Here is a 6,245-nt window from a genome sequence, read left to right on the forward strand (position 1 = left end):
GTGGCCACGGGAGAAAGCGCATTCTCCCTCTCTCGCTCTTCGACGGGACGGCTTGCGGCGATCGCTGCCAGCAATCGGCTTGCGCTCATTGATCCGAGAGTGCGATGAGCTGGGTCCCCCTGTGATGACCGGGCGAAGAGATCTTGTAAGATGAGCGCAACCGTAGGCGAGCGGCGAACGAGGGTTAAGGTGGACAGCCGGCCATTGGTTGGACCCTGGGGAGAGGAATGCTCAAACGGGAGAACACCCAGGATTCGCAAGGTCGCAATCCGCAACTATAAGAGTCTCGCCGAAGTAGGGGTTGAGCTTGGTCGGTTGACGGTTTTCATCGGGCCGAACGGTTCCGGAAGAGGCAACGTCGTTGATGCTCCTCGCTTCGTGCGGAATGTCCTCAATGTGGGGCTTAGACACGGCGATCGCCCGACGCTGGGGCATCTAGCGGGTCTGCCGCGCAGGAAGCGAATCGCTCGCGATCGAACTTCATGCGGATTCCCTTCGGAAGAAACAGTGATGAACACGGCTCAAAGCGGTAGCCAAGGATGTGACGCGGATTCAACGGAAATCCCGACGGGAGATGATGCTGGCTGCGAACGGAGTATTCTTGGTGACTGCGTTCTACCGGGCGAGCGGTCACGACCGCCAAGTGGCGTCCTACCCCACTCGTCGGCCCACCTCGGGACGATCCCGCCGGTGGGGCCGAAAGTGTGGCCATTCGATGGGAGCGTGAGGGGGACAGCCACCGGGATTAGGGTGCACGAACGGAGGTGGCCGAGAACGCCAACCAACGAGATGGGAGACGATCTTTGCGAACGCTCGCTGTTCTTGGCGTTCTCGGCGGTTCAGCTTCAGATGTGTTCGAAGGCGACGCGCAGGTCCTCAATGATGTCATGCCAATCTTCCAGGCCGACCGAGAGCCGGATTGCTCCCGGCTCAAGGCCCCTCTGACGCTTCACCTCGTCGGGCAAGGCGGAGTGCGTCATGGAGTAGGGCTCTTCGATCAAGGTCCGGATTTGCCCCAAACTGACGGCCAACGTGATGCTGTAAGCGTGTTTGGCGATGTAATCAATGAATCGCTCCGCTGCTTCGGCGGCGGCTTTTCCATCGCCCTTCAAAACGAAATAGATCATCGAGCCGGGAGCAAACTTGCCGTCATAACTGACCATCTGCCGGCGGGCTAAGTCATACTGCGGAAACGATTCCAGTCCCGGATAGGACACGCGAGCGACCTTCGGATGTCGCTCCAGAAACTGAGCGATTCGCAGGGCGCTTTTCTGCTGATTGACCATCCGGGTCGCCAGCGTCGGCAGGCCATACACGAGAATGGGCCAGGCGTTCTTGGGCGAGAGCACGCCGCCGAAGTCCTTGCGGTACAGGAGCAGCGGCCCATGGTAGCGCCGCGGACCAATGACGGCCCCGCCCATATCGGTACCAAAGCCGCCGATGTTCTTGGTCAGGCTTTCCACGACCAAATCGGCTCCGAGCGCCAGCGGGCGTTGACAGTACGGTGTGGCGAGGGTGTTGTCGACGATTATGATCGGCCGTTCCCTCTGGGGATGACGAGCCTTCATTTCATCAACCCAGCGCCGGACTTGAGCAATATCAATCAGCTCCAACGTGGGATTCACCGGCGTCTCGAAATAGACGACGCGGGTTCGATCCGTCACCGCCTGAGAAAAGCTCTCCGCCTTCGTCAGGTCAGCGAATCTGACCTGAATGCCGTAGCGTGGCAACCAATTTGCGAACAGGCTGTATGTGCACCCGTATAAGAGATGGTGGGCGACGATCTCATCGCCCGCTTTTGTCGTCACGCCGATGGCGGCGCTGATGGCCGCCATCCCGCTGGCGAAGCAGACGGCCGTCTCGCCCCCCTCAGCATAGGCCAGATTCTCTTCCAAGAGGCCGCGCGTCGGTTCGTCCAGACGATCGTAAATGTAAATGGGCACGTGCCCGCTCAATCCCGCTTCTTCCGACGCGAACTCGACGAATCCTTGAGCCCCCCGATGAACCGAGCCCAGCCGATAGGCGGACGAAGCCGACATGGGGGGGACAATGTGATGATCGAAATCCCACCGCTTGCTCTCGAAGTTTCCGTGAATGAGATGCGTGCGCATGCGATAATCTTCTTTCTTGCCCCGGTGTTGTTTTCCCATGGCGCCTCCTTTCACCGTCATCGAAGAAAAGGTTCAATGCCTTCCCTACTATCTGGCTCGTGGGTCCAGGGCCACGCGGTTCTCACAATCGCTGCCCCGTTGAGAGAAAGTTCTATCCTCGGTCGGGTGGCCAGATGCGGGCATTGCTTTCCTCGCGCCGACATCGGCAACTCGATTTGGGTTCGATGAGTTCATGGCATTGAGCTTCCCTTCGCCGATCCGTTGAGAAGCCGCACCTTGGCTCGATCAGCTCGCGAATTTGGCCGAAAAAAGCCAAATTCCGGCCATAAAGTGTGCGGCGACCCTCGGGGATCGTCAAGAGGGCGAGCGACGACGGAGAGAGGGCGCTTCGCCTCGCGGAGCTGCGCGATCGCGAGCCGTGGGCGTTCTCGGGCTTTTACTCGAATCGCCGCGGCGACTGACTCGGCCATCTCGGCATCGAGCGCTCTCGCACGATGGGTCTTTACCGGATGCCGTCGAGGGAGAATTCACGTGTCATCAGCGTGCTGATCGCAGCGAGAAGTCCCACCTCCATGAGTTCGTTCGCTATCGGCTCGCGTGTTATCATTGTGCCGATCGCGGAGGGGATTCTTCGATGAGTGGGAAGTCGTTTCGGGCGCTCGCTCACGGGGCCATGCTGGTGGCAGCGGCTCTGCTGCTGAACGGCTGCGGTCATGAGAAGAGGACCGCGAAGTGGAAGATCGCCGTAGTGACGAAGGCTCTCGACAGCGAGTGGTGGATGTCGGTGAAGCAGGGCTGCGAGGCAGCCGCTCGCGAGCATCCGGATGTGGAGGTCGTGGTCCTGGCGCCCGAACGGGAGATCAACGTGGACCAGCAGGTCGCGATTCTCGAGGACCAGATTTTGAAGAAGGTCTCGGCCTTGGTCGTCGCTCCGGCAGGTCCATCCGAGGTGATCCCCGTGCTCGAGAAAGCCAAAGCGGCCGGGATTCCCGTGCTGCTCATGGATACGGAGGCGCCGTGGCCCGATCGAGTGAGTTTCGTCGGATTGGATAATCGGCTCGGGGGGAGGCTGGTCGGGGAGTACTTCGTGAGGGCGCTCGGGGGAAGCGGGAAAGTGGCGGTGATTCGAGGCATCCTCGGCATCTCGACGCACGAAGAGCGGATCGCCGGTTTTCGAGAGGCGTTGGCTCAAACGCCGGGGATTCACCTGGTGACAATTCAACCGGCCAATAGCGAGCGAGCGTTGGGGATGAGCGTGATGGAGAATATCCTCACGGCGCATCCGGACGTGAAGGCGGTGTTTGCGACCAATGATCAGATGGCTCTCGGGGCGATGGAGGCCCTAGCGGCGCGCAAGCTCACAGGGCGCATCCTCCTTGTGGGCTTCGACGCCACTCAGGAAGCCTTGCGCGCGGTCAAGGCGGGACAATTGCAGGGGACCGTGGCCGGACACGGCTTCGAGATGGGAAAGCGGGCCGTGGAACTGGCCATTCGGACGCTTCGCGGCGAGCCCGTGGAGAAGCACGTCGAGATTCGCCCGACGCTGGTCACTCGGGAGAACGTGGATCAGTTTTTGAGGTGAAGCGTATGTTCCTGGCTCTCAATGGCGCGACGACGATGCGCGCGGATCTGGAGACGGATCTTCGCGTCGCCCATTTCGCCGGATTCGACGCGATTGAGATCTGGGCGGCGAAATTACGGGCATATGCGAAGCGCCAGACGTTGCGCGAGTTAAGGGCGGCGCTGGAGCGCTATGGGCTTCGGGCCTACAGCATCAATTCCATCGAGCACATCACGTTTCGTTCTCCGGAACGGTGGAGCGAACTCCTGGCCGAGTGCGAGCAGTTGTGTGCGATGGCGCGGGAGATCGGCTGCGAGTATCTCGTCCTTGTGCCGAGCCCTCGGCCCGAGGGGGTGAGCGAGGAGGCGATCCGCGAGGAATCCGTGCGGGTGCTGAGCGAATTGAGCGATGTGGCCGCGCGATATGGGGTGAATTTGGCCTTCGAATTCCTCGGCTTTCCCGAATGCAGCGTGCGCACGCTCACGGCGGGTTGGGAGATCGTCAGGCGCGTCGCTCGCCCGAACGTGGGATTGGTCCTCGACACCTTCCATTTCTACGTGGGCGGTTCCTCGCTCGACGCCTTGGCGGAGCTGGATCCAGAGCGCCTCTTCATCGTTCACCTCAATGACGCCGAGGATCGGCCGAAATCGGAGTTGCGCGATGAGCATCGGCTGCTCCCGGGCCTGGGGATTTTGCCGCTCAGAGAGATCTGGTCGAGGCTGCGAGCGCTCGGCTACGATCGGGGAGTGAGCGTGGAACTCTTTCGCCCCGAGTATTGGGAGTGGGATCCGGCAGAACTGGCCGTTCGGGCGAAGGCAGCCGCGGAACGAGTTTTGGAACGCGCATGACGAAGATTCGAATCGGCATTGTGGGGGCTGGTCACATGGGCCAACGGCACGCGCAAATTCTCGCGCGGGACGAGCGCGTGCATCTGGCGGCCGTCTACGACATCCAGCAGGAGCGTGCTCGCGCCTGCGCTCAGGCCTGTGGCGCGGAAGCCGTCGAGAGCCTGGAGGCCTTGCTCGAACGGGTAGAAGCGGTCGTCATCGCGACGCCGAACACGCAACATGTCGAAGCGACGCTTCGCGCTCTGGAGGCCGAGCGCCACGTCTTTTGCGAGAAGCCGCTAGCGACCTCAGTCGAAGATGCCCATCGGGTGCTCGAAGCCAGTCGCCGAAGTCGGAGCGTCGTTCAGGTCGGACACAATCGCCGCTTCGCCCCCGTGTATCGAGCCGTGAGGCGACTTCTGGAGGAGGAGGGCTTTCGTCCGCATGCCGTTCACGCCAAGATGAATCGCGGGGAACTCCTTGTTCCGCCCTGGGTGGGCGATCCTTCGGTCACGGGGGGATTCCTCTACGAGACCACCATCCACATGCTCGATCTGCTGCGGTGGTGGTTCGGGGAAGTCGCGAGCGTGGCGGTTCATGCCTCTCAGCATGAGTATTCGGAGCTGGAGGATTTCTCGATCCTGCTCCGTTTTCAAAGCGGCGTGCATGCGACGCTCACCTCCTCGGCCGATGCCAGTTGGCATTTCCCTTTCGAGCGGGTGGAGATCTTCGGCGCGCATGCCACGATCGAGACTCAGGAGTTGGAGCGTCTCATCTACACGCCGAGCGCGAGGGCATCGCCAATTCGGCAGGAGTTCACCGATCTCGAGGAGGAATGGCGGTGGGGATACGTGCAGGAGGACGCGGCCTTCGTGGACGCCATCGTGCGCGGGCAACCGGCAGCGGTGACGGCTCTCGATGGATATCGAGCGGTACAGCTTGTGGATACGTGTTACCGAGCGGCTCGCACTGGGGAGTGGATCACGCTGAGCCCATGAGTCGTCGGGCGCAGATCCCAGCCCTTGTTCGCGGAACGCCCGACTCGTCGCGACGCTTCAACACAATAGCCGCATGTGCAGATCTCAGCCCTCGTTCGTGGAACGCCGTCCGAGGCTCTGCGACGATCTGCATTTTGACTCTATATTGAAAGCCAAGTGCTGGGCACGCCCTCTACGTCTTTAGACCGTCGGACTTCGACGTTGCGCAAGCAGCGACGGCTGCGCACGCCCTCTGCGTTGCTAGACCATCGGACGCCAGGTCGGCTCCGTCGCCTTCAGTCCGGATAGCCGGCGAGCACGTTTCCACCTTCTCGACGCGCGCTTCGCCAACGCCCTTCCCTTCCCTCCCCGACAGCCAGGGAAGCCCTTGGAGTCGCGCTGTCACCTCCTCAGGCTGCTTCATGCTTGCGCAAGGCGTGGATACCGTCGCTGAATAGCCCTGCTTGATGCTCTCGTCAGGCTGCTTCCCCCGATTGCTTCTCATTCCTTGACGGAGGCGAGCGCTTCAACCTCCGCCAACGCTTCTTCCAGCAATAGCGAATGCTCTGCTCCTCTGCGATGATCAACGGCACGAAGAGGCACAAGACGTTCGGCCGACGAGAGGATGAGACCTTTCGTGTAGCAGCCTTCAAGGATCTCACGGGTCAAGCTCGGAGCGAGCACCTTTCGCTCGCAGTCGAGCACCAACTCCGCGGCCACCACCGCCCCGAGTCCGCGAACGTCACCGCGGAAGCCAGGCGCCGATCTC

Annotated in this window: 5 protein-coding genes; 3 read left to right on the forward strand and 2 right to left on the reverse strand. The window is 61.5% G+C overall.

Annotated features, from left to right (window positions below):
• Window positions 1-845 precede the first annotated feature (845 nt).
• Window positions 846-2,150, reverse strand: a complete 1,305-nt coding sequence (locus tag NZ746_10270; GenBank protein ID MCS6817748.1) for a PLP-dependent aspartate aminotransferase family protein — start codon at window positions 2,148-2,150, stop codon at window positions 846-848.
• A 595-nt stretch (window positions 2,151-2,745) separates the two neighbouring features.
• Here NZ746_10270 and NZ746_10275 point away from each other — a divergent pair.
• Genes NZ746_10275 through NZ746_10285 form a run of 3 tightly spaced genes read left to right on the forward strand, consistent with a single transcriptional unit; the run spans window position 2,746 to window position 5,497 of the window.
• Window positions 2,746-3,693, forward strand: coding sequence for a sugar ABC transporter substrate-binding protein (locus NZ746_10275; GenBank protein ID MCS6817749.1), 948 nt, complete (start codon window positions 2,746-2,748; stop codon window positions 3,691-3,693).
• Window positions 3,694-3,698: 5 nt separating this feature from the next.
• The gene (locus NZ746_10280; protein MCS6817750.1) at window positions 3,699-4,520 is read left to right on the forward strand and encodes a sugar phosphate isomerase/epimerase; all 822 of its coding nucleotides are present in this window, start codon (window positions 3,699-3,701) and stop codon (window positions 4,518-4,520) included.
• Window positions 4,517-5,497: a Gfo/Idh/MocA family oxidoreductase gene (locus NZ746_10285; GenBank protein MCS6817751.1), complete on the forward strand. Its 981-nt coding sequence runs from the start codon at window positions 4,517-4,519 to the stop codon at window positions 5,495-5,497. Before NZ746_10280 ends, NZ746_10285 begins: the two co-directional genes overlap by 4 nt.
• A gap of 480 nt (window positions 5,498-5,977) precedes the next feature.
• On the opposite strand, the gene NZ746_10290 is transcribed toward NZ746_10285, so the two are convergent.
• Window positions 5,978-6,245 (reverse strand): hypothetical protein (locus NZ746_10290; GenBank protein ID MCS6817752.1); only part of this gene is annotated, 268 nt, incomplete at its 5' end.

The organism is Blastocatellia bacterium, from assembly GCA_025055075.1.
Taxonomy (GTDB): domain Bacteria; phylum Acidobacteriota; class Blastocatellia; order HR10; family HR10; genus HR10.

What these genes read in the sequence shown, in the direction of transcription:
- NZ746_10285 (MCS6817751.1), top strand. Translation starts at nt 4,517, where the DNA reads ATGACGAAGATTCGAATCGGCATTGTGGGGGCTGGTCACATGGGCCAA.
- NZ746_10280 (MCS6817750.1), top strand. Translation starts at nt 3,699, where the DNA reads ATGTTCCTGGCTCTCAATGGCGCGACGACGATGCGCGCGGATCTGGAG.
- NZ746_10275 (MCS6817749.1), top strand. Translation starts at nt 2,746, where the DNA reads ATGAGTGGGAAGTCGTTTCGGGCGCTCGCTCACGGGGCCATGCTGGTG.
- NZ746_10270 (MCS6817748.1), bottom strand. Translation starts at nt 2,150, where the DNA reads ATGGGAAAACAACACCGGGGCAAGAAAGAAGATTATCGCATGCGCACG.